Origin of the sequence: Anditalea andensis, from assembly GCF_000714815.1 — a bacterium.
Taxonomy (GTDB): Bacteria; Bacteroidota; Bacteroidia; order Cytophagales; family Cyclobacteriaceae; genus Anditalea; species Anditalea andensis.
The window spans coordinates 412150-436902 of record NZ_JMIH01000024.1 but is presented as its reverse complement, the minus strand read 5'-3'; the positions used below and the strand labels follow the sequence as shown (position 1 = coordinate 436902).

General features: G+C 34.2%; 23 protein-coding genes. 3 read left to right on the top strand and 20 right to left on the bottom strand.

Annotation, left to right across the window (positions count from 1 at the left end):
• Window positions 1-204 precede the first annotated feature (204 nt).
• The gene (locus tag EL17_RS18230; RefSeq protein ID WP_035077272.1) at window positions 205-591 is read left to right on the top strand and encodes a methylglyoxal synthase; all 387 of its coding nucleotides are present in this window, start codon (window positions 205-207) and stop codon (window positions 589-591) included.
• The gene (pfkA, locus tag EL17_RS18225; RefSeq protein ID WP_035077270.1) at window positions 581-1567 is read left to right on the top strand and encodes a 6-phosphofructokinase; all 987 of its coding nucleotides are present in this window, start codon (window positions 581-583) and stop codon (window positions 1565-1567) included. The genes EL17_RS18230 and pfkA overlap by 11 nt, the downstream gene beginning before the upstream one ends.
• A 56-nt stretch (window positions 1568-1623) precedes the next feature.
• Here the strand turns inward: pfkA and EL17_RS18220 are convergent, their stop codons facing one another.
• On the bottom strand, window positions 1624-3540 hold the full coding sequence (locus tag EL17_RS18220; RefSeq protein ID WP_035077269.1) for a polysaccharide biosynthesis protein: 1917 nt from the start codon (window positions 3538-3540) through the stop codon (window positions 1624-1626).
• Between the two features lie 227 nt (window positions 3541-3767).
• On the opposite strand from EL17_RS18220, the gene EL17_RS18215 reads away from it, so the two are divergent.
• Entirely contained in the window at window positions 3768-4538 is a 771-nt protein-coding gene (locus EL17_RS18215; RefSeq protein WP_035077267.1) for a hypothetical protein, read from the top strand.
• A 91-nt stretch (window positions 4539-4629) separates the two neighbouring features.
• On the opposite strand, the gene EL17_RS18210 is transcribed toward EL17_RS18215, so the two are convergent.
• The 19 genes from EL17_RS18210 to EL17_RS18120 form a co-directional block, all read right to left on the bottom strand.
• Window positions 4630-5505: a glycosyltransferase family 2 protein gene (locus tag EL17_RS18210; RefSeq protein ID WP_051720126.1), complete on the bottom strand. Its 876-nt coding sequence runs from the start codon at window positions 5503-5505 to the stop codon at window positions 4630-4632.
• Window positions 5506-5667: 162 nt separating this feature from the next.
• Entirely contained in the window at window positions 5668-6681 is a 1014-nt protein-coding gene (locus EL17_RS22805) for a glycosyltransferase family 2 protein (RefSeq protein WP_051720124.1), read from the bottom strand.
• A 112-nt stretch (window positions 6682-6793) separates the two neighbouring features.
• On the bottom strand, window positions 6794-7747 hold the full coding sequence (locus EL17_RS18200) for an MraY family glycosyltransferase (protein WP_205623580.1): 954 nt from the start codon (window positions 7745-7747) through the stop codon (window positions 6794-6796).
• Complete coding sequence (locus tag EL17_RS18195) at window positions 7744-8673, bottom strand: NAD-dependent epimerase/dehydratase family protein (RefSeq protein WP_035077265.1); 930 nt, start codon at window positions 8671-8673, stop codon at window positions 7744-7746. The genes EL17_RS18200 and EL17_RS18195 overlap by 4 nt, the downstream gene beginning before the upstream one ends.
• A gap of 83 nt (window positions 8674-8756) precedes the next feature.
• The gene (locus EL17_RS18190) at window positions 8757-10259 is read right to left on the bottom strand and encodes a putative collagen-binding domain-containing protein (RefSeq protein ID WP_084166260.1); all 1503 of its coding nucleotides are present in this window, start codon (window positions 10257-10259) and stop codon (window positions 8757-8759) included.
• Window positions 10260-10416: 157 nt separating this feature from the next.
• Complete coding sequence (locus EL17_RS18185) at window positions 10417-11325, bottom strand: beta-1,6-N-acetylglucosaminyltransferase (RefSeq protein WP_035077260.1); 909 nt, start codon at window positions 11323-11325, stop codon at window positions 10417-10419.
• Between the two features lie 10 nt (window positions 11326-11335).
• The gene (locus EL17_RS18180; RefSeq protein WP_051720122.1) at window positions 11336-12292 is read right to left on the bottom strand and encodes a glycosyltransferase family 2 protein; all 957 of its coding nucleotides are present in this window, start codon (window positions 12290-12292) and stop codon (window positions 11336-11338) included.
• Window positions 12293-12493: 201 nt separating this feature from the next.
• Complete coding sequence (locus EL17_RS22800; RefSeq protein WP_051720119.1) at window positions 12494-13513, bottom strand: glycosyltransferase family 2 protein; 1020 nt, start codon at window positions 13511-13513, stop codon at window positions 12494-12496.
• A 6-nt stretch (window positions 13514-13519) separates the two neighbouring features.
• The gene (locus EL17_RS22795) at window positions 13520-14533 is read right to left on the bottom strand and encodes a glycosyltransferase family 2 protein (protein ID WP_051720117.1); all 1014 of its coding nucleotides are present in this window, start codon (window positions 14531-14533) and stop codon (window positions 13520-13522) included.
• A 20-nt stretch (window positions 14534-14553) separates the two neighbouring features.
• The gene (locus EL17_RS22790) at window positions 14554-15588 is read right to left on the bottom strand and encodes a glycosyltransferase family 2 protein (RefSeq protein WP_051720115.1); all 1035 of its coding nucleotides are present in this window, start codon (window positions 15586-15588) and stop codon (window positions 14554-14556) included.
• Window positions 15589-15622: 34 nt separating this feature from the next.
• Window positions 15623-16687 carry a hypothetical protein gene (locus EL17_RS18160; RefSeq protein WP_035077258.1) on the bottom strand — a complete coding sequence of 355 codons (1065 nt, stop codon included), beginning with the start codon at window positions 16685-16687 and terminating at the stop codon, window positions 15623-15625.
• Between the two features lie 49 nt (window positions 16688-16736).
• Window positions 16737-17744, bottom strand: a complete 1008-nt coding sequence (locus tag EL17_RS18155) for a glycosyltransferase (RefSeq protein WP_035077256.1) — start codon at window positions 17742-17744, stop codon at window positions 16737-16739.
• A 17-nt stretch (window positions 17745-17761) separates the two neighbouring features.
• A complete protein-coding gene (locus EL17_RS22785) occupies window positions 17762-18763 on the bottom strand; it encodes a glycosyltransferase (protein WP_051720113.1) in 1002 nt (333 codons plus the stop codon).
• A gap of 395 nt (window positions 18764-19158) precedes the next feature.
• Complete coding sequence (locus EL17_RS22780; RefSeq protein ID WP_051720111.1) at window positions 19159-20184, bottom strand: glycosyltransferase family 2 protein; 1026 nt, start codon at window positions 20182-20184, stop codon at window positions 19159-19161.
• A 128-nt stretch (window positions 20185-20312) separates the two neighbouring features.
• Window positions 20313-21185: a glucose-1-phosphate thymidylyltransferase RfbA gene (gene rfbA / locus EL17_RS18140; RefSeq protein WP_035077254.1), complete on the bottom strand. Its 873-nt coding sequence runs from the start codon at window positions 21183-21185 to the stop codon at window positions 20313-20315.
• A 369-nt stretch (window positions 21186-21554) separates the two neighbouring features.
• Window positions 21555-22304: a glycosyltransferase family 2 protein gene (locus EL17_RS18135; RefSeq protein ID WP_035077252.1), complete on the bottom strand. Its 750-nt coding sequence runs from the start codon at window positions 22302-22304 to the stop codon at window positions 21555-21557.
• Between the two features lie 283 nt (window positions 22305-22587).
• Window positions 22588-23493, bottom strand: a complete 906-nt coding sequence (locus tag EL17_RS18130) for a glycosyltransferase family 2 protein (protein WP_205623578.1) — start codon at window positions 23491-23493, stop codon at window positions 22588-22590.
• Window positions 23494-24057: an LbetaH domain-containing protein gene (locus EL17_RS18125; protein ID WP_035077250.1), complete on the bottom strand. Its 564-nt coding sequence runs from the start codon at window positions 24055-24057 to the stop codon at window positions 23494-23496. It lies immediately after the preceding gene.
• A 2-nt stretch (window positions 24058-24059) separates the two neighbouring features.
• Entirely contained in the window at window positions 24060-24722 is a 663-nt protein-coding gene (locus EL17_RS18120; protein ID WP_164675147.1) for a hypothetical protein, read from the bottom strand.
• Between the last annotated feature and the right edge of the window lie 31 nt (window positions 24723-24753).

The window sequence follows — 24753 nt, the reverse complement described above, 5'->3', positions numbered from 1 at the left end:
ATACTTATATAAAATTACCGGCAAAGCATTTCTACTATAAAGAACTGCCTCTTGTAGAACTGTTTGTTTTATTAAACTTTACATTTTGGAAACAAAATAATGCAATATCAGGTAGAAATAGCTTTAGATTCATTGTAGGTTGTTGCAATACCTACTGGGATTTTTATAACTTTAGACTTCAAACCTATTAGAAGAAACTTATTTATGAAAATTGCTTTAATCGCCCATGATGGTAAAAAAGCCGACATGGTACATTTTCTTAGTGGATATAAGGATAAGCTGCAGGGTAACCATATAGCACTGGTAGCCACTGGCACTACCGGCTTACATATAGAGAAAGCTGGGTTTAAAGTTCAAAAGCTACTATCCGGACCACTTGGAGGAGATGCCCAAATAGCGGCTTTAGCTGCCCAAAAAGAATTAGACCTGGTGATCTTTTTTAGAGATCCTCTTGCAAAACATCCACACGAACCTGATGTACAGATGCTCATGAGGATATGTGATGTACACCATATACCTTTGGCCACTAATCTGGCATCAGCAGAATTAATGATTCAACAAATAACCACTACCCCTACATATGAGCAATAATCCAATCACTAGAATAGGAGTATTCACATCAGGTGGGGATGCACCTGGGATGAATGCTGCCATTAGGGCAGTAGTAAGATCTGCCAAGTACTATAATCTTGAAGTATACGGGATATATAGGGGCTATGAAGGCATGATCCAAAATGATATAAAAAAGCTGGAAAATATAAATGTAGGCTATATCCTGGAGAGAGGCGGCACTTTTCTTAAATCCGCCCGAAGTGCTGAATTTCGTACTCCAGAAGGCAGAAAAAAAGCTTATGATAACCTGACCGCCCATAATATAAATGCTCTGGTAGTAATCGGAGGAGATGGTTCACTTACTGGTGCACATCTATTCTACAAAGAATTCGGCATACCCTCTATAGGTATACCAGGAACTATCGATAATGATCTTTCAGGAACTGATAGCACTATAGGGTATGATACTGCCTGCAATACCGCCATCCAAGCTATTGACAAAATTCGAGATACAGCTGTGTCCCATGACAGATTGTTTTTTGTAGAGGTAATGGGAAGAGATGCCGGATTTATTGCTGTCAATGCCGGCATAGGTAGCGGAGCGGCAGCTACGCTTATTCCTGAACGAAAAATGCCCATAGAGACCCTAATCGAAAGATTAAAATCTAGAGCAAAAGCTAAAAAACAATCCAATATAGTCATCGTAGCTGAAGGGGGAAAAAGCGGTGGTGCCCTTGAGATTTCACAAAAGGTTAAAAAATTTCTCCCTAATTATGATATCCGGGTCACTATATTGGGGCATCTTCAGCGGGGTGGCTCACCTACTTCTTTTGACAGGACCTTAGCCAGTAAACTAGGCGTGGCTGCCGTAGAAGGGCTGATCAATGGTAAAGCTGATGTAATGGTAGGCGTTATCAATAACAAAATTGTATATACTCCTATAAAAAAGGCTATAGTAGATGATAAGGAAGTAGACGAAGATGATTTTCGTATTGCAAAAATCCTTTCACAGTAACAAAAAAAGAAGCTTAAAGCTTCTTTTTTTGTTACTTTTATATAGGTTCAATAATATTATCGCGTCATTGCTTCTTTTCTACTGTCTAAAAAGTTAAACCTTGATGAATTACTAATAAATTCAGGAACAATAGTCTTCATGTGGCTGACCAGTGATACATCAGAGGATTTATTTAACAGACCATTAAAAAGCTCAAGTTGCTCATGAATATCTTCAAAGGATACCTTAGAGACTTTTGCAATCATAATCTTAGGATGATGGGTTTCCTTAACTTCCTCCTCATTGTTCAATAACTCTTCGTATAACTTTTCACCCTGGCGAAGTCCCGAATATGTTATTTTAATATCCTGATCTACTTTTTTGCCACTCAACTGAATCATTTTTCTAGCCAAGTCTACTATTTTTACAGGCTCTCCCATATCAAATACAAAAATCTCTCCTCCATTTCCCATTACACCAGCTTCAAGTACTAGCTGACATGCTTCCGGGATAGTCATGAAATAACGTGTGATATCCGGGTGAGTTACAGTTACTGGCCCACCTTTTTCAATTTGACGCTTGAATAATGGTATGACCGACCCGTTGGATCCCAATACATTTCCAAATCTAGTTGTAATAAACTTTGTATTTCCTTTACTCATTCCTGAAATAAAATCATTGAGGGATTGGACATACATTTCTGCTATCCTTTTTGATGCCCCCATTACATTTGTAGGATTGACTGCTTTATCAGTACTGATCATGACAAATTTTTCTGCCTTATATTCCACAGATAAGTCAGCTAAATTACGTGTACCCAATATGTTACATTTAACAGCCTCTTCTGGATAGGATTCCATCATCGGAACATGCTTATAAGCTGCTGCATGGAAAACAATCTGGGGATTATATTTTTTAAATATATCTGAAAGGTTTTTTACTTTTCTGATATCCGCTAATATGGCTATAACATCTACGTCTAGATTTAGCGATAATATCTCGTGGTTGATTTCATACAGTGCAGACTCCGCCTGATCTAACATGATAAGTAGTTTAGGATTATAATGTGCTACCTGTTTAGCTATTTCACTACCTATAGAACCTCCTGCGCCAGTTACCAGCACTACTTTACCTGCTAACTCTTCGCTTACGTGGGTGCTGTCCAATGAGATAGAGTCTCTGGACAATAAATCCTCTATTTTCACTTCTCTTATACCACCAGCGTTTAAACCTCCGCTCATCCATTCATCTATAGGAGGAATGATGCTGGAATGAATATCCAGTCGCAGACATTCATCAATAATTTCTCTTTTTCTTTTGCTGGGTATATCCTGTGTGGATATAATTAATTCCTTTACGTTATATTTAAAAGACAAAAATTCAAGATCCTGAATATTACCATATATTTTAGACCCACCAAGGAATTTCCCTGCTTTTTTAGCATCATCATCTATAAATGCTATTACCTTTTTATTGATTTTAGTATCATTCATCAATACTTCATGGGCCAACATTCCGGCTTCACCAGCTCCGAAAATGACTACATTTTCAAATTCCCTTGTTTTGTTTTTAGCAAACCCAAAAATTTCTTTTACCATCAGACGATAAAAAACAAGTAGCGATAATGAAATAATAGATGCGATAATGATAACCGTGAGGGGCATTATCGAGTATTTATTGAGTATATGTTCGTAACTAAAATCTACCAGTGCTACGATCAAAAAAGTAAACAATATCGTCCTAGCTATGACAAAAGCATCTTTAACCCCCGTATGCCTTACTATGCCTTGATAACTTCTAGTGATCAGCATGATAATTACCCCAGTAAAGGTGAAAAACAGACTACTTTCTAGAAAATAATAATTGCCAATTTCTGACCATTCAAAATTAAGTCTTAATAAATAGGCAAAGATTACTGAATAAAACAATATAGTTGTATCCAAGGCTGCTATTACCCATCTAGGAAGAATATTAATATTTTTTAAAAATGCCATGATTTCTTTTTTGGATGATATTAAAGATATTAAACAATAGGACTAACCAAGTCCCCCTCATATTGATTTACAAAGGTACTTTACAAAGTACATACCAAAAAATTAAATAGCATTTTTTTATTATTAAATGAAAAAAAACTATGTTTAAACAGCAAAATTAGCAAAATCAGCTGTTTTGTCGTATCAACTTTTATAGTTGGCATATCTATTGCAAAATCAACCTTCCTATGAAAAGCACGCATATAAGGATTATTAGTATTTTTGTTGTTTTTTTTATATACAGCAGTATCAGTGCCCCCTTATATGGTCAGAATTTTTACAAAGACCTTACCCCTAGAGATAGACAGGTAATTTTTGGTTTAGGACCATCTGTAGCTATAACAGATTTTAGCTATCATGATGCATCGCTACCATCAGTTTTACTTCCAAGTGGATTTATTGCTTTTAGCCAGCAATTAAGGCCTCATTTCTCTTTGGTGACCACTGGGGGATTTCAGTCATCAGAAAGCAATCATAGATTCACTTCTGTGGCATCCTTAAATCCATTTGTAGATGTAGACCAGGCTATCAGCTACAAAAACTTTTCAGGCTTTTTAGATATCATGCCACAGTTTAATATCTGGAAATCTGACTCCCATATTTGGCGACCTTCCCTACAAATTTATGGAGGCGTAGGTTTGGGGATTATAGCCACCACCGGGGTAAATCAATATATCACATTAAGAGTACCGGATTCTGAATTTGTTAACGATGGAGATATCAATAGAACATACGTAAGAGAAAACAGGGTGACGGGATATGTACCTATAAGGATAGGGGTAAATAAAAAAATCCATCCTAACTGGGATATAGGACTACAAGCCACTTATATGTATCTATTTACTGATCGTTTTGATGGAAATAACATTATAAATAATGCAAACGACAGGTTGTTTCAGCTTCACTTTACCATCAAGAGATATTTATCACCCTCTTTCGCACCTATCATTTGCTATTGACGATGATTTCATTACCATATTAAGTGTTTAAGACCATGCTGGAAAAAATTTCAGTTTTATTTGGCAATGATATTTATAGCCTAAGACAAAACTATCTTTTTAATATATAATTGACCAAATACCTGATATATAATGAAGGGTTATGCTTTCTCAGAATACCCACCTCTTCATTGGTTCCTTTAATTTTAAATCTTCTCAGTTTGTCCCAATAAAGAGATTTTGTATAAAATTTAATGAACATTTTTCTGCCTTCTGTATAAGCTTTCAATTCATTCTCAGAATGAAGATCAAGTTTGTACTTATCCAATATATCTAATAGCTCATTGAGCATAAGAACATAATTAGAAGACATATTAGATGAGTGTAAGCGATATGCAGACACCAGATGACTATGATGTAATACTTTATGGTTTTTAGATATAGCCAAATAAATGGCAAAATCCTGACAAGACTTATAGTTAATATCAAAAATATAGGTATCCAAAGCTTTTCTTCTAAACAGAACTGAAGCGGGATGGGAGATGTAATGATGCTGTAATATATATAAAAAGTGGTCTTCGGTAATGTCATAATCAGCCTTTTGGATTAAGATATTTCGATCTACGAATATCTTCATATGGCTTCCAGAAACAAAATAAAGCTCCGGATCCTTTAACAGATATCGGAGATGATGGTTCAGAGCCTCTGGATAAAGCCAGTCATCAGCATCCAAAAATAAAACAAATTCACCTTTACAATGAGGTATAGCATTATTTCTGGCCGCTGAAAGTCCGGCATTTTGCTGATACAGATATACTACATTTTCAAAATCAGCAACCACCTGCTTGGTGTGATCGGTAGAACCGTCATCCATTACTATAACTTCTACATTAGTATAAGATTGGTTTTTTACACTTTTTATGGCCTTGGATAGATAGATAGCGTGGTTATAGGAAGGGATTACCACAGACACTAGTGGGTTGCTCATAATACTCATTTAATGAAAGGGGTAAAATTAATGATAGTTCAGAAAACTATTAGAATTAAATTTAATGAAGTTGAAGCTATCATTTAATTTCAGGCATTAGTTAATCAGATACAGACAAACGATACTGACATCCATAGGACCGCAGAGCCAGATTTTATTTTTTCAGACACTCGATTTGGTATTTCTTTTCAGGATAGCTTTGACGAAAAATTTCAGATCAAAATCCTGAATGTTCAAAAAGTTACTCCTATGAATGAAATAAAGCAAAGACATACCTATATTTAAAGATTTATGCAGCGTCTTAATCAGCTGTTCTTTGAGAAACCTGAGCACGGTTTCCTGATCATATTTTGGATCCATATGTAAAGCTGTCACTATTTCAGCAATAAACTTATCCACCTCATATAATTCCTTTACGTCATAACAACGTTGGGGATAGGCGATAAACCCGATAGTCTTATTATTGAACCTGTCCATTGGTACGCCCAAATTAATGAGGGCCTCTCTGGTAATGGCCATACTGATGACGTACTGTTCTGCAAAATGCTTGGTAGATACCTGGTTTTCATGGACCCTATAATATAAAAGTGCTTCTTCTAAATTTGCTATAGCTCCATGTAAAGAAAGGGCTATCCATAGTGCCTTATCTTGGGAATATTTAAAATCAGCTCTATAACTTAAATTATGGGCCTTTAAAACATCATTTCGTATGATCATAGTAGGATGCCAGAATGCAGTATAAAAAATAGATTTTATCCTCAGGGAACCATCATCTAAATCTACCATAGATGGATTGGTTCTGCTGATATCATCATTATAAAATCGGAGGATGTTGGTTCCGCTAGCTACCAGTTCCGGATTGGTTTCCATAAATGCTACCTGTCTCTCCAATCGATGGGGAAGTGATATATCGTCTGCATCCATTCTCACTATATATTTAGCCGTGGACAACTCTATCCCTCTATTCAGTGTCTTAACTATACCTAGGTTTTTCTCATTGAGCACATACCTGATCCGTGTATCAGCATAGGATAAGATTATTTCTTCCGACTGGTCTGAGGATCCATCATTAATGATGAAAAATTCAAAATCAGAATAGGTTTGATTAAGAATGGATTCAATGGCTTCTTTTAGGTGTTTACCGCCATTATAGACGGGCATAATTACAGATATCATTTTATCTTTTATAGTAGTCTCAAATAAAATTTAATATATAAAGTAGCGCTTGAACTGAAGATTGATATACTTCCTTTATAATCTTGGCTTATGGATAAATCTTTACAGAGATTTAAAGTACAGACATTTGTTTTATTACTCTCAGGCGAATAGCAAAATAAATACCTGCTATGATAATGAGAGAAACCAAAAATTCAAACCAGCTCAGATTTTCGAAGCCCACAAAATGTATAAAAACCAGATTGATCGCTAACTGGACTGCCGCATAGCATGCTGAGACTACCAAATGGTTCACTTTAATTTCATTTGCTAAAAACTGATATAAGTGCGATCGATGTGGTTCAAAAATGTTTTCTTTGTTAATGATCCTAACAAGAATGGTAATAACTGCATCCACACCATATACGGAAAAGAATAGCAAATAGTAAAAATTACCGCCTGTATTCAGTATGGTATATATCATAAAATATCCTAGAATAATGGCTAAACTTATACTTCCCACATCACCTAAAAATGCCTTGGCTTTTATCCTCAGATTAAATAGAGCAAATACTGCCGAAGCTAAAGCAAGAGTGATGTAAAGGTCAGTATGCACATGATTAACAGGTATTAATGAGAATGAATAAAGGGTTACAAGGGTATATAGTACTGATATCCCATTTATCCCATCCATAAAATTAAAAGCATTGATCCACCCTATCAATAGGATTAATGAGATGACAATAAATATCCAATGGACTTCGAATAGATCCAAATCATAAAACAAAAGCAGTGATCCAAGAACCTGAATAGCAGCTCGGGGACCCTGACTTAATGAATACATGTCATCTATAAAACTCACTAAAGCTATGATACCAACTACTGCTGCCAATATCCATGTGACCTGACCTAGGGCCAGAGCTACTACCAAGCTTATCGGAAAAATCACCCCCCCACCCCGTATGGTCAGAATTTTATGAGATGAACGTTCATTGGGTTTGTCTAATATATTATACCGTTCAGCAATCTTAAAATAAATTAACTCTACTAAGAGAAAACCTAAAAATAAAAGTACATATATCATCATTTCTTAAAAGAATTAAACGTTTGCCTGAGACCTTCATTACTCGAGAGCGGTAATTCTACAGTCATATTTTCCAATAATTTTTTATTGGACACCACATAATCTTCTGTGAGCTTTTGTAGGCGCTCTGAATTTATAGGCAATCTAAAAACATCACCCATTCTTACCAAACCTAATATTACTTTTTTGGGCAATGTTAAAATTGTAGCTTTTTTACCCATAGAATCCCCCATCAATTTGACAAGTTCGTTAGTGCTGATCGGCTTATCATCCGCTACATTATAGATACCTGATTCTATTGGTCGCTTAATGAGCTGATGAATCAGGAAACACAGATTTTCTATGCTTAGAAAAGATCTTTTATTTTCGAATGCACCTAAAGGATAAGGTATACCTTTTGAGATCATATTATAAAGAAGATTTAGATTTCCTTTATTAGAAGGTCCATGAATCATACACGGCCGAAGAATATATACATTTTTATCAGCGGGGACATTATTCATCAAATATTCTTCTGCTTTTCGTTTTGACCTCCCATAGGCAGTTTTTGGATCAGGTAAGGCATCTTCTGTCAGCACTTCATTTATACTGTCTTTAGCAGCTTTTACCGAACTTATATAAATAAATGTTTCAGCTTCCCTATCCTTTAAAAATCTGTCAAAAATGGATTTTGTCAGCTCAAAATTTACTTTAAAATATTCTTCGTCATCCGATGTTTGTTTAAGATCGTGAGCTTTCCCTGCCAGATGGATATAATGGTGAGCAGACACATCTCCATTGAAAAAATCAGTATAAGTATAAGAATTTTCCCCACCGTATACATTTTTTCTATTCACAAAAAGCAGTGAGGCTTCAGCATTTATTGCTAAATATTTAATAAGATTAATACCTACAAATCCAGTAGAACCGGTAATTAATGTTTTCTTCATTTCCAAGGGATGAAATAGAAAAGAATATTAAATGAATTTAAAGTCCAATGCTTCCTTGCGTAGGGAAGCATTGGATTAAATTTTTATATTTTTCTTTTTAGCAATACTGCCCAGTGACCTGTACCAGGTGCAGTCAATTCGACATCTCTGGCACCTTGAACTTCGGTTTCAGCTGACCAGGTACCATTTATCACGTCAAACCATTTCATCGTATAACTTCCATTAGCCTGCTGTAAATTAAGGACCACATTACCTCCATCAGGAAAATAGACAGCATACTGATTGTTTTGATGAGAAAGGCAAAATGCTTCATTTGCAGACCTGTTACTTAATAAATTATTAGTAGGTACAGGACTAAATGAATTCATAGCATCGGCAAACATTCTCATGTGCTTTATCTGTGCTTTTCCCTGCTCATTAAATCCCATAGAAAATGCATTGGTATACGGACCTTCCTTATGAAAGTTGGTAGCTGCGCTGCCGGCAAAGATCGTCTTCCAGAACCTTTGGATGCTTTGATCCACCCCATCAGACCAGGGGGCATCACCGCCATATATTTTACTGTTGCTAAACGGTACTGGATTATCTTTGATCCTATTTCGGGCATTAATAATCCTATTGTAATGTTCATCACCACTATTTAAATTATTTTGGGATGCTTCAAAAAAATCAAAATGCTTACGGTCAGTTAAGATTTCTATCTGTTCAGTTGAAGAAAGATTTGCACTTCTGTGCATATCTGTGATATAAATTTTCTTCTGAATTTTATCCGCCTCATTACGAATAAATGCTGACCAGTATTTACTCCATTCCATATCCTCACCCATATCATTATTTATACAATAAAGTATATTTTTATAAGGCAAAGAGATTTCCATTATTTTCTTCACAAACGCTTCCTGGTATCCCCTGACAGAAGTAATATCCTCTAGGTTAGGCACTGTTTTGAAAAACTTGTGTGATGTAGGTCTGTTGGAAGGATAAAAACCGATGTCAGTAGCCAGGCCAGTTTCTTGTGATGTATAATTTGAATTTAGCGCTGGGTTAAATGGATTGCTTTCCCATCCCAAATTATTGGCCCCATAGCCAAGGTCAGCATCAGTACGGAAATAATCCCACATGTCCCATATAATGAGCTGTACGACTATATCTCTTTCTGCACATAAACTTAAAAACCTATCCAGCCTGTTCCAGTATTCAGGATTCCACTGAGATAAATCATATAAACCATCTGCATTTTTTAGAAATGGATATACATTGCCTGGAGTTCGGCTGCTCATCATATTTTTAATATAATTTCCCCCATTGGCCTCCAGCTGATCCAAATAGTCCACTAACCCTTCCTGAAAATTGAATATATTATCCTCTTTGGCCCCACCTAATAATAATAGCGGTACCCCATTATACTGCCAGTAATAATTGTTGTCAGTAAATACTTGGATGCCTGAATTGTCTTTCGGTCTATCGGTATTTCCTACCTCTTCTATAATATCTTCACCACCGGGAAGAATGTCCTCATCCTCAGAACAGCTTATAAAAAATGCTGCACATAACATTAAGGAAATAAACTGTAAATTCTTAATCATTCTAAAGATTTTTATTTGGTTATATAATTTAACTTTACCGCATAGATAATAACATCTTAATGAATTGTAAATCTTATATTATCTAAAATGGTTTTCAAATATACAAAAATGATTTTTATTCTCAATTCCTTTTACCAAATATCTTACAAAAAATACCTTAATTGTTTAAATTTAAGATTTCCCTATCGATCCAATCCAATACAGTAGGGTCTACATTCTCATCAAACTTTCTAGCAAATAAATGAGAAGTCTGAATGATATTATCCTGATCAACTCGAGTCAGGACAGCTCCCGGCCTCCGCCATTCCAAAAAATGGAGCGTATCATTAATGATTTCTTCCTTTGAATGGGAATAATTTCCCATAATGGTCTGAAATAATATTTCATCAGGTACCAGTACATGTTTAAAAAATTTAAAATAAGCAGGGTTTTGGTGGATATGATCTCCTATATAGGACACATGTTTTTTATCTAATGCCCAAAACTGCGCACCGCCAAATGGTTTATACCTAGAGGGCCATTTTCTCTCTGGCACACATCTACCTATTGTACGACTGATAAATTTCGAAAGTCTAGGGAGTTTATTGAACAACTTATTTGGGAAACCATATTGATTTCTAGCATTAATGAAATACCAATTTTGTATCCTGTCATATCCCCCATTATGATAATGCCACAATGATACAGGAAAAGAGCGGGTATTAATGAATGATTTTCCTTTATGTTTTTTAAAATATTCACGGATATAATGATTTGTTTTGATCGGGTAATCCTGTCCGCTCATCAGGCAAAGATAGTCAAAGGGAATATTTCCTTCTAAGGCCTCCCTTATTCCTTGGAAAGTAGCTTGAACTATACCATACCCACCCCAATAGCAGGTATAGCGCTTTATAAAAGTAACATTTTTTAAAGGTGCTAATTTATTTAAAACATACTGATATTCAGGATCTTTTACTTTTTTATCTATATGGATCAAAAAATTGACGCCTTCGTCATTTAACCTTTCTACCAACCTGAACAGCTGTTCAGGATACCTATGGGCTAAAATGAGATATGTTATATTCATTAAGTTAAACCTAGATTTTGTTGAATTTGGTATTATTTTTTTGCCTTGATAATTCTATCTGCAGTCTATTGAATATAGTTGCTATTAATATTTTATAATACATGCTTTTAAAAATAAAAGGGATAGGTGGATTCCAATATGTAAAACTCAAACGGGAATTATGCGCAAGATTACGGTGCAGTTTAGACACCAGCCATTCATAATTTTTGGCTTGCTGCCTGTCCATCATTATTCCTTGTTTATCCAGGGCAAAATTAATAACCTTGAGATTTTCATCAAACCTTGATATTTCTTGATAAATCGATTTTAATTGACGGGAACTTGCGGTGTGCTTCCTGAAATAATTTAGTTTCTCCGGTGTATAGGATATATCTCCCGATAGTAATAGCCATATCCAAAAATACCAGTCTCCGGCATATTTCATTTGAATGATGGTGTCTGGAAAATACTTTGGTTTCCTGAATAAAACCGCACTGGCATTTGGGATCTTGTTAAGTTTGCCCATTATAAATTTTAATTCATTCATCCCCTCATTAGTGAATGAGTGGTCCCACCTATCCGTGGGATCATATGGAATAGGTCTGTTTTGAATGTCATTCTCATCTACCCATATGGATTTACAGTAGGCTATCACTACCCTATCATCAAATAAATTGACTAACTTTTCCAAAAGTGTAGGTTCTGCGAAATCATCACTTTCCGCTATCCATATCAATTCTCCCTTAGCCATTGAAATCCCCTTTTTCCACTGGCTAAAAGGACTTCCGGAATTGACTTTATTTCTTTCAACAACACTTACCTTTTCATGGTTTTCATAAGCCAGCATGATATCCCAACTACTATCCAGGCTACAATCATCAAGAAGTATTACTTCAAAATCTCGAAAAGTCTGGTTCAAAACACTTTCAATTCTTTTTTTCAAAAATTTTTCGTGGTTGTAATTGGGAATAATAACTGAAACTTTCATTTTAAAGGGTTATCTTACAGACAAGAGTTAATACTGGACAGCATCTGATTTTTTTAAGTCTCTATTCATATGAACGGAAGGTGTTAAGATGCCCAAATCACTTTCCCTCCAACAAAAAATAAGCTATAAAATCAATCTTTTTATAAAGATCAATTGAAAATCAAATTTACTTTGAGAGTATATTTTGGGGAGATAACGGGGTTACTTAGCCTTTTTCGTAAAAGTTTTGATATAAAATTTCTTTCCAAATTTTAATAGCGTCAACCTACGGTTTGACATAATAAAAAATAAGATTGGTATACCCAATTCACTGGAATAGACAATTATCCTCGTGAGGCGATTAACCAAAAACGAACGCAAATATGAATAATCTATCAGAGGATTATTTTTTAAGCGCTTTAAGATTCTTTCTACGAGTCTACCAGCTATAAAAAGATTTTTCAGACTGCCACAGGACTGGGGATAGCATAGCAGCATTAAAGCCATAAGTTCTTCATCGCTGATTTCAACTCCCATATCAGAAAAAGCCAACTGAGAAATTTTAACACTGTTATTCCGACTAATACTTTGATGTTTAGTGGATACCTGATCGGCATGGAGCCTGTACTTGATCAGCGGTTCTTTAATATTGAAAATTTTACCATAACGGGCTAGATCCAGCCACATAGCCTTATCCTGAGCGTAGATATAGTTTGTATTGTACCTGATCTGATATTTATGCAATATGGAAGTGCGCATCATCACACTCGGATGGGATATACTGGTATTAAATAAAGAATGGATCAAAAGCTTATTTTCTTCATATATGGTAACCACTTCCTCTTCTGCCTTCTCATTACTACTAAAAAATGTATACCTGCCCGAACCGCATAGCGATATATCATTTCTCTCCTCCATCAAATGAACCTGAGTGGCCAGTCTATGGGGGAGCGAAATATCATCTGCATCCATGCGGGCTATATATTTTGTCTCTATTAAAGAAAGTCCCCTATTGAGCGTAGCAGTTACTTTGATGTTTTCTTCATTTTTTAAATACTTTATTCTTTCATCATGATATGATAAAATTATATCCTCTGTTTGGTCATTAGAGGCATCATTGATGATTAAAAAATCAAAATCTGAAAAAGTTTGGTTTAATATAGAATCAATAGCTTCTTTCAGATACTTTTCTCCATTGTAAACAGGCATTAAGACTGTTACTAACTTTGGCTGATTTCCCATACCTACTTATTTTTTAGCTCTTAAAAGGGCTTTTTTATAAAAGACATAACCAAATTCCCTTAATTTAAATCTTTTATTTTTATAAATAAATCTGAACAAGGATATTCCTACGGGGCTAGACCAGACAATTATACGCTTGATTCTCTTCGTAAAAAAATCTTCTACATAAGCAGCATCGCACATGCCTATCTCTCTAAATTTATCTGTAAGCTTATCCGCTAGTCTCTGTGCTGATTCCAGCATATGAATATCATCACAATTATGGGGATAACATAGTAAACTTAATGCTTTTATTTGATTTTCTTCCAAAGAAAATCCAAGTTTGTTAAGGGTTTCAAAAGTTTTGGCCACACTGCTGGTTCTTCCCTCTTCAAGCTTGGTATATGATATTTGGTTTGCATGATTTCTGTACCGGATCAGAGGCTCAGGGACATTATTAATCTTCCCATAAGCCGCAAGGTCCAGCCATAAAGCCTTATCTTCTGCTCCATAAAAATGATGGTCATACCTTAAATGATATTTTTGTACAATGTCATTTCTAAATATGGCACTCGGGTGAGGGATGGATGTATTAAAAATTGAATTGAAATATAGAAGCTGCTCACCCACTATTGGTTTGATGACCATATCCTGAGTTGAGTTACCGTTTACAAAATTGATCTTTCCCGATCCTGATAGCACTACATCCGGATTATCTTCCATGTATGCCACCTGCACCGCTATCCTATGGGGCAAAGCAAGGTCATCTGCATCCATGCGTATGATATATTTGGACCTTGAATGGTCCAATCCCCGGTTTAGGGTATCTATTATCCCTATATTGGATTCATTTTTTAAATATACGATCCTTGGATCATCATATGATAATATGATCTCTTCCGAATCATCCGTTGATCCATCATTTATAATTAAGAATTCAAAGACTTCATATGTCTGTGATAAGATGGAATCAATCGTTTCTCTTAAAAATTCAGCGCCATTATATACAGGCATGAGCACGGTAACGGTGGTATCTTTCATATAGTCATTCTAATAAAAAATTATTGTGATACTAATAATCCTCTTGTACTTCTTTTTAGGAAAGTTTTTATATAAAATTTATAATCAAAATCTGAAAAATGTAACAAATTACTGCTTTGGATGAACTTTAACAATGAAAGTCCCAAAACAGTAGAACGGGAAACCAACGTATACAACCTTCCATTTAAAAATGAAGAAACAAATATTTCATCAAAACCACCCACTTTGCCAAAGTGATTTTTGATTTTAAAAACTAATGCTTCAACTTGGTAAATATCTGTTATTTTTTCACAAACTTGGGGATAGCAGATCAGTCTTAATGGATGCAGCTCATTAACATCTAATTCAAGACCATGCCTTGCTAGAACCAATTTCGTTTTTGTAATACTATTGACCCTTTGTGTTTCATTAAATTTAATAGATACCTGATTTAAATGTATCCTATACTTAATCAGCGGTTCTTCTATATTATATAATTTGCCATATTGTGCCATATCCAGCCACATCGCCTTATCCTCAGCATAATAATAATCCTTATCATATTTTAGACCATATAATTTTAATATATCAGTTCGAAGTATAGCACTTGGGTGAGGTATAGAAGTATTAAATATCGAACTGAACAATAGATGATTTTCATCCGAGATGGTGTAAGCAACGCTTTCAGTATGGGGTTCCCCACTATAAAAATTAATTTTACCTGAGCCACATACTACTACATCCGGGCGGCTTTCCATTAAATTCACCTGTTTTTCGAGCCTATCAGGTAATGCTACGTCATCAGCATCCATCCTAAGGATATATTTGGAAGATATGAGGTCTATCCCTTTGTTCAAACTTTCTATATATCCAATATTGTGTTCATTTCTAAGGTATTTTATCCTTTTATCTTTATACCCCAAGATTATCTCTTCCGTATTATCAGTAGATCCGTCATTGATGATTAAAAAAACGAATTCCCCGTACGTCTGCGACAAAATAGAATCTATAGATTCATTCAGATATTTGCCTACGTTATATGCAGGCATTAATACAGTTACCAGTGGATGATCCATTATAGAAAAAAGATGAAAAGTTGCCTGTTAGTATTTATTTCTCCAAAGAAAGAACTTTATGTAAGGTGTTTAAGATCATCTGATCAGGTTTTAAATAAGCATTATAATAGGCATGGTTTGCTTCCATCATAGCCTTTAACTTGTTAGGGCTATCTAGCAACATCTGAATATTGGCAATCAATTCTTCAGTATTTGTAAATTTTAGATAGTTAATTCCTTCAACAAAATCACCAGGCAGCCCAAAATGTAACGGTTCACTTATAATCGCTCTTGAAGCTGCTACATATTCACCCAATTTCCAACCGATAGAATTATGAAGACCCGTGGTACCTATGCAAATATTAGCAGATCTAATATGATGAAGAAACTTTAATTTGTGTGTATAATCATTAGATACGATTAAATCAGGAGCATATTTAAGAGAAGTAGGATTATCATAGACACCACCGATAAAATTATCACCAAATGCTTCTTTGCAGGCCCGTATACTGGCTATTCTTGATTTATTAATTTGCTCTATCTGTGCCTGAAAAATCGGTGAGTCATCATACATCTCGTATTCCCATAACCGGCACAGAAACAATACCTTATTGGGTATATTCACCCTAGGACCATATTCATAAGATGATGAGGGTATCTGTTCTACTTTCCTGTTTAAAACATCTCTGTATAACTGTTTTGGCCGACTTAATTTTTTTAAAGATTCAAGTAAGCCATCATTGACCAGTTTATGATCGGGAACCACATTATAATTCAGACCTAAGGGCAAATAACTACAGCTAGGAGCCACATATTCTGAAATATCTGATAAATAGCTCCTTTTAAAATAAAAATCAACTTCACGGGTTAATTTCTGAAATTGTTTAAGATTTAAGGATTCATCTTCTTTCTTTATCCAGTTTAGACCATCTAAAGTATCATATATAACTTTATATTTACCATTTATCAAGACCCTGCAGACCATATCTTCCCCTTCCACCATTTCGGTTTTACTCACCTTGAGATCAATTATATTATTCTGGTATAACTTTTCAAACCCTGCATATACTTGATTAAGGTGCCTGCTTTTATGATACTGCAATTCACATTTGATTTTCATTCTTTATAATATAATAGTCGATCACATTAATAATAATACCGGTAGAACCTTATTTTTTAAAAATTAATTGATATATATGTCTTCCCACTATAGGATTTACATTTACTATATGTCTTACTATATTAAACACCAAATTCATTTTTATAGTAAAACCAGTTATTTTCATGAAAGGTAACAATTCATACTTCTTCAATAATGTTATAAATTTTTTATTTGTAACATAACTATATTTATTAAGAATAAAATTAGTAAACAGCATCTGATTTAATTGTTTTCTCTTAAGGCTCAAAGCTTTATATATTAAAATATTCTCATTTCTGTCAATTTGCTGTTGAAACATTCTCAAACTGTCAGCTACTATGACCATGGAAAAATAGAAATGAGCCCTTGCATTTTCATTCTTACTATTTACGGCAGATTGTTCTCTATAACGATAGTAGATTAATCTTTCATTAAAATGTTTCAAGGACTGACAATGGATCATTATTCTAGGGAATATTTCTCCATCTTGCATTTTAATTGAATTTTGGAAAGTCAAATTATGCTGTAAAAATATACGTCTTTTGAAAAAACAAAGCCATAAATAGCTTTTGGCGTAATTATAATAATAAAACTCTGAACCAGATACGATATTCCTATCAGAAGATTTAAAATTAAAAGAGACCCAGGTTTGGGGCAAACCTTTTTCATTTACAGGAGTAAAATTAAAAGTTAATACGTCCAGGTCATTAATAAAGGCTTCCTCCAGTCCTTGTTTTACCTTATCACTGTAAACAAAATCATCCCCATCTACAAACCATAGATAATCACCTTTTGCATGCTGTATACCTAGATTTCTGGCTGCACCAACTCCCTTATTGTTTTGATAAAAATACTGAATTTGAGGATATTTATGCACTAATGTATTGATTACACTTTCAGAACCATCTGTAGATCCATCATCAATAACCAGGACCTCATACTCGTCAGGAGATAACTGAATATCTGCTAATGATTGTAAACACTCAGCTATATAGTCTTCTAAATTATAGACTGGAACTATTATACTTAATTTCATTCAATATAAAAGATTACCTATCCACGAAAACATTTTTTATAAAGGAATCTAGCTTCATGTGGAAAAATGTTTACTAATTTTCTAATGAGATTGAGTTTCATATTCATCTTTGGAGAAAATCCTTTAATAGCAGAAAAAGGTAAAATCTTATACTCCCGCAGAAGGTCAATATAATATTTATTGGCTTTTGTACTATAATTATTATATAAAAAATTAGTAAAAAGCATTTGATTTATCTGTGTCCTTTTTAATTCGATGCCTTTAAAGATAACGGAATCTTGTGGAAACTGCTTTTGAAAATCGCGTAAGCTTTCTGCTATTTTGACCATAGAATAATAAAAATGATTCCTGGCCAATTCCTCCTTAATATTGGTTATCGATCCTTCTCTTTTTCTATAGCAGATTAAAGCATGGTTATAATATCCTACAGTCTCACAATTTGCCATAATTTTTGGCATGATTTCGCTATCTTCCATTTTAATAGACTCATGGAACAAAATTCCTTGATCAGTAAATAAACGTCTTTTAAAAAAGTATAGCCAAATGTAACTCTTGGCAAAATTTATAAAATAAAAATCAGGCCCTGACTGGGTAACATGCTCTTCACCCTTCAATTTAAATTGAATCCAATTTTCTAATTCTCCTATTTCATTAACAGGCACGAAATCAAAAGCTAATATTTCTACATTTGTAGAAAATGCATGTGCCAAAGCCAAAGATATATTTTCACTTATAACAACGTCATCACCATCTACAAACCATATGTATTCCCCCTTTGCTTGGGCAATACCAGTATTTCTGGCACCTCCCAATCCCTGGTTTTCTTGGTTCACTATGCGTATATGTGAATATTTATCAGCAAAAAATTCGATTTTCTCCAGTGAGTTGTCTGTAGATCCATCATTTACGATGATGACTTCATATTCATGTTCTTTCAGATCAGAGGATATGATAGATTGTATACATGCTTGTATATAGTTTGCTATATTATACACAGGTACTATTATACTTAATTTCATCTGGTTATAATTTGTTCTTCAAAGGTCATAACTAGTTCCGTGACAAAGAAAACGGGATGGTATCTCGCATGTATAAAATCATACCAGTGTGTGAAGTTTGCTTCATACTTGATTTCATCTGTTTAAAATTAATTTACTATGGTCCGATAGCGTCTTTGCGTAGCGGGTCCTCCACCCCATTCGATTATTATCGGAGTAATGGGCGTTAGAAGGGTTATAAAGGCTATCAGAGTATCACTTTTTATTAAAATTTCATCATATTAGATTTTCTCTAAAAATAAAAAGTAACTGGTGAAATGTGTTACCTAAAATAAAGAATAGTCAATATGTTATATAAACTTACGATAAAAAAATCTTCATTTGAATAAATTAATGAAAATTTAGCATTTTAATAATTATCTGATTTCAAAATCAACAAATGTTCGAACAGTTGTTTTAACATAAAACATAAGATCAAGGTCTTTTATGGATACAAGCCTACTATGATAAATTTCTTTCAATATCCTTGCACCAATTCTTGAAGACTTCAAAATAGAAGATTTAAATCTATTCCTTAAATTAGTACATAATTCTGAATAGCTTTCTAAGCCAAGCTCCTTTGCTTGAACCATAATACTTAATACTAAGCTCTCTAATGCTGCTATATCCTCGGTATTTTCACATTTTCTTTCATAGCATAATTTCAATAAATAAGGTTTATCCTCTTCATTGAGTTTTATACCCATCTTTAATAAAAATGCATAGCTGCAGTTTACACTATTGTCTTTCTGGATTAGCGTATATTGGTAAGACACTTGATTATAATGGATTCTATATCGTAATAATGCCTCCTCTATATTAGCCAGATCCCCATAAGCGGCTAGATCTAGCCAAAGGGCTTTATCCTCGGCATAATAGTATCTTTCCTGGTATCGTAGATTAAAATTTTTTAGGATTTCTGTCCTAATGATAACCGAGGGGTGATGTAAAGAAGTATTAAAGATAGAATTTACAAATAGTTTATTTTTTTCCGTAATCGCCTTCATAAAAACATCCTTTCTATGAACTTCTGGATAAAAATTTATACGACTGCTTCCGCATACTACTACGTTAGTATGCATTTCCATGTATGCCAGTTGCTTTTCGATTCGAGTCGGAAGAGATATATCATCCGAATCCATTCGGATGATATACTTACTATCAATTACATCTATAGCTTGGTTAAGACACTTTATATAACCTTGATTAAAGGTATTTTTTAAATATATGATTCTCTCATCATTATAAGACAAAATTACATCCTCACTTCTGTCTGTACTACCATCATTTATAATATAAAAAACAAAATCCTTATAAGACTGATTCAATATAGAATCAATAGCATCATTCAAATATTTATCAACATTATAAACAGGCATTACCACAGACACTAATGGCGGCATATTCTTAAATGAAAGTTTAAATCTTAATATATAAGTTATTATAAATAAAAAAATTATTCATATAATAATCAAGTATTAACTTTTTTATAAAAAGATATGAACCAAATATAGTAGGCTTGATAATTGGTTTATTCCCCTAAATGAAGTATATATTGACCATAAGAACTTTTGCCAAGTGGTTTGCCAAGTTCAATAAGTTGATCCTTATTGATATATCCCATTCTGAATGCTACCTCTTCTATACATGCGATTTTTAGACTTGTTCTTTTTTCGACAGCTTTGACAAATTCTGTGGCTTCACTCAATGATTCGTGGGTTCCGGTATCCAACCAAGCGTATCCCCTACCTAGTTTCTGAAGTTTAAGCCTGGTGTTATCCAAATATATCTGATTAATAGATGTTATTTCCAATTCTCCTCTAGGTGATGGTTCTATATCCTTTGCGATTTTCACTACATCATTTGGATAAAAATATAAGCCTACTACAGCAAAATTTGATTTCGGTGTTTTTGGTTTTTCCTCCAAACTTAGGACATTGCCCTGATCATCAATTTCAGCTACACCATACCTCTCTGGATCTTCCACATAATATCCAAAAACGACACCTTTATTTTCTTCTTTAGCGATTCTTACTGAATTGGTTAATACAGAAGCTAGTCCAGCACCGTAAAAAATATTATCTCCAAGTACAAGGCATACGTCATCATCCCCTATAAATTGCTCACCTATTATAAATGCTTGGGCAAGGCCATCAGGAGAAGGCTGTTCGGCATATTCTATATTAATTCCTAATTGGCTACCATCTCCTAAAAGGCGCTCAAATCCAGGAAGATCGTGGGGGGTAGAAATGATAAGTATTTCTTTTATACCTGCCAGCATCAATACTGATAATGGATAATAAACCATAGGTTTATCATATATAGGCATAAGTTGCTTACTGACAGAAATGGTAAGTGGATGCAGGCGAGTTCCGGATCCCCCGGCTAAGATTATTCCTTTCATTAAATTTTTTATTAAAATACTTTTTTTAAATAGAGTTTATCAAATGAGATACGCAGTCATAGATACTTTGCAGTCAATGACACTTTTAAGGCCTTTGCAAAGCAGAAGTTGATTTTTCTAATTTATAATTATATTTTATATTCATTACTAATACAACTCGAAAGCTTTGCAAACAGCCCTGATTTCACTTTTTTATAATGATAGAGTATTAAATACAGATATTTTCCATAATATACTTACATACTATTTAAAACAAAAATAACACAAATAGTTATTGAACAAAACCGTCCAGTACCTACAAAAATTGAAAATACTATTTCAATACATTTTTATGTTATATATGTATATAAATAAGTATTTTCCATAAAATCATTTCTTTAAAAGTTCAAATACTTTAACAAAGTATTTAAATGTCAATAACCACATATAAGTAGTAATGCCATTTTCTCTGCAGCCCCTAACTATTTCCTTATTAAGGATATAATTACTTTTAATTGACCTGGTGCTTGCTCCTCCTGTTCTCATGATGATCATATCCAGTGGAAGATATTTATAGGCTAATTTATGTTTATATAAAAATCTTATAAGCAATTCATAATCAGCTGCTATTTTATAGTCAATCTGGTAATATCCCAGTTTATCGAACCATTTTTTTCTTGTGAAAAAGGTGGGATGGGCGGGCATAAAGCCAAAGCGGAACTTGGAAGGTTTGAAATTTTTTGAAGAATAGTACCTTACAGTTTTGGTAAGGTTATCAGGGTTTACGAATCTAACATCACCAAACACTGCTTCTGTCTTATTATCCTGAAACCCATTCACTACTGCAGATATTATAAATTCATTTTTATAATAATCATCAGAATTTAATATACCCACTAGCTCACCGCTAGCCATTTTGATACCTTTGTTCATCCCATCATAGATTCCTTTGTCAGGTTCAGATATCCATTTTATTCGCGGATCATTATAGGATTTAACTATGTCAAGCGTGCCGTCTTTTGACCCTCCATCTGCTATTATATATTCTATATTATCATAATCCTGTGAAAGGACTGAATCTATAGTGTCTTTAATAGTAGAGGCACTGTTAAAACTTGTAGTTACTATACTGACTTTCATTTATTTATGTGTTTTTAAAGGTCAAACCATCTTACCATTAGTAAGGCAGATTTTCCATTTGTGGTCATGCCTATGAGCTTCTGGACCAATTGATAGCTGAACGAATCTCTTTTTGGATCTTGCTCAAAATCCGGTTTAATTAGTATGTTTTGCTAGAGATAACTTGTCCTATAGCGTAGATAGGAAAAAGTACCTAATCCCCGATAAGTTTTATTGGCAATCAGGATAAATCAAATATAACTCCGTATAATTTACTTCTTTGCGAATTAAAACTTGACTACGATTAAAATCTAATATTATACTTTTTAGAAAAGTAAGATTTTATTTCTTCTGGATTATTTCCACAAGTTTTTTTCACTTCAAATATGATCGTATCGACTAATGTTCTATACCACCATCCCTGTAAGAAATGCCAAAGAAAACCCTCTTTTCCTTCTGTAAAACCTAATTTAAATATGTACCTATAGATAAAATATGCAAATGCGCGGATGAATAGAGGCTTCTTGGCATAACTTAATTTACGGGTTCTTTTCGCACTTGCCTCCTCATTGAGTTGGAAGTGATGCTGGTCCCTTTTTTCTAAAAACTCATATTCAAGATCAAGCAGCTCTATAGCCTCACGAACAGCATATCCATTATGCTTTGCAGACCACCAAATAATATGGTTTAAATTATCATCCGCAAATTCATTTTCAAAGTCGATGATTTCTCCACTAAGCACCTGCATGTGTTCATCCATCCATCTCTGCTCACTGATTACCTTTCCTTTTCGGAATAGCCTTAGTAGCTTTATCCGGGCAGTTCCACCTTTTTTGATATGTCTTCCCAAAAAAATCCTTCGCAAAGGCAAAGTAATTCCACTTACATTTTCATCTATGGTAGGAAGTTTCTGGGCTATTTCCTGTATTAGCTCTGGGGTGAGGTATTCATCTGCATCTACTCTTAGAATCCATGGTGTCTCTAAAGGAAGATTTTCTAAGGCCCAGTTCAATTGCTTTGCATGGCTGTTTTCCCACTTATTTTGGTAAAAATTCGCCCCAAACTCTTCGGCTATTTTTTGGGTACCATCCGTGGAGAAAGAGTCCACTATAAAAATTTTGTCAGTTAGGAGTTTGACATTCTCCAAACACCTCCCCAAATGAATTTCTTCATTATAGGTTAATATCATTACACTTAATTCCGACATCATCTAATCTTTGAGTATCCTATTTTTAACAAATTCTGCGGGATTACCCCTCACCACCGTCCATGGAGCCACATTTTGGAAAACTACCGCCCTAGCACCAACCACGGCACCCTGCCCTACGGTAACACCAGGACCTATGAATGCATCTGCCGCCACCCAAGCTTGGTCCTCTATTGTAATAGGAGATATGATGAGTGGATGGTGGCTCAGACTTATATTATGAGAAGCGGCACAGAGATAAGCCTTTTGTGATACAGTAGTCTGGGCTTTAATAATAATCCTTCCAGGATTGTAACAATCTACCATAGGTGCCAAAGTAGCATAGGGGTGCATTTCCAGATTCCAAGGCGCCCAGATTTTTACGGAAGCATGAACTACTGACTGGTAGGACACCTGGGCCCCAAACAATTTTAAAATGAAGATCCTATATGGATTAAAAACATTTAAAATAAAAGGTCTGAAAAAAAAGAACGAAAATACATTCCATATGAGCCTTCCCAGTTTATTTTTAATGCCCAACTCATTTTTATATTCGGCTATGTTTATTTTAGGGGTATTGGTTTCCATCTTTATATAGCTACAGTAATCTTCCCAAATGTATCTTCATACCAGATATCAAATTTATCGTCAGGAAGTATGTTATTCAATAATGTGTTTTTATGAGAAACATATAAATCCTTAAAACCTATATATTTAATCACGTTTTTAAGCATCGCAAACCTTATTTGCGATTTCAAATCAAATCCTTTGTTTATAAAATTCCTTTCCTGCATTTCATTTACAAACACCTTAAACAATTCAACATCCAAATATTCATCTTTATAAGAATAAATGACCTCTATTATATCAGTGAAAATCCATTTATATTCAATAATACAGGATTCAAAATCCAAAAAATACAACTCTCCATTCTTATCTGTTACTATATTGCCCATGTTGTTTATATCTTTATGAAGCAATATAGGAGACATATTGGTTTTAACTTTGAATGATAACTTTAGGCAGAGATACAAGCATTTGACCATATCTTTAAACCCAAGTTTGTTCAGAACAATTGTGGCTATCAACCTGATGGTATTCCAAAATGGCCTTCTCAGAAATGATAAAAAATGGGTTTTAAAAGGTTTTTTAAATTCTTTTACACTAAGATGTAGGTCTACTAAACTATAAATGAGTTTACGATCCATGTCAAAAGTATACCACCTCCCCATAGTTCCCTCTATATAATCCATGATCATATATGATTTCCCGTCCGTATCATAT